At 32.3% G+C, this 731-nt stretch carries 1 protein-coding gene; it reads left to right on the forward strand.

Translation table 11 applies throughout. The features are described 5' to 3' along the window. Window positions 1-216: 216 nt before the first annotated feature. Window positions 217-731 (forward strand): DnaB-like helicase N-terminal domain-containing protein (locus tag ACFIKR_RS09555; protein ID WP_375659670.1); only part of this gene is annotated, 515 nt, incomplete at its 3' end.

A 731-nucleotide genomic window follows, 5' to 3' on the forward strand; every position in this document is an offset into this window, starting at 1 on the left:
TAGCAAAAAAGCCGCGTCCTTTAAGACACGGCTTTTATTATCAAAACAGCTAGCGATCTAAATAAACGATTAAAGTAACCAATCGAAATATAAAAGAACATCTCTTTATTGCACAAAACGTATCAAAAAGCAAGCTGTTAAGTAAAATAAAAATGGGATTCACACTGTAGATTCAGTGATTTATAATTATCATTTATCAAATCAATTTAAATCATAATGAATAAAATGAGCGCTGTTAAATTACCTTATTTTCAAACAGAAGAACAATCTTCTTTTCGTCAATTGCCCCATAATATTGAAGCAGAGAAAGCTTTGCTGGGTGCTATCATTATCAATAATAATGCTCTTGATAGCGTTTCTGATTTTTTAAAAGCAGAGCACTTTTTTGAACCGTTGCATCAAAGGCTTTTTGATATCATTTCAAAAATTATCCAAAATGGAAAAGTTGCAGATCCCATTACTATTAAGCCCTTTGTTGAAAATGATGAGAAAATTGGTGACATCACTGTATATAATTACGTGGTGCGTTTAGCTACAGAGGCAGTCACAATCATTAATACTAAAGATTATGGGAGCGTCATTTATGATCTGTTTATCCGACGCTCTTTAATTAACCTTGGCACTCAAGTTGTGAATAGAGCTTATGATGCTTCTGTAGAACTTACAACATCACAACAAATTGAAACTGTTGAAAATCAATTATTTGAGCTAGCAGAAAAAGGGAAATATGG

Origin of the sequence: Bartonella sp. MR30HLJHH, from assembly GCF_042194195.1 — a bacterium.
In the GTDB taxonomy this organism is placed as follows: Bacteria; Pseudomonadota; Alphaproteobacteria; order Rhizobiales; family Rhizobiaceae; genus Bartonella; species Bartonella grahamii.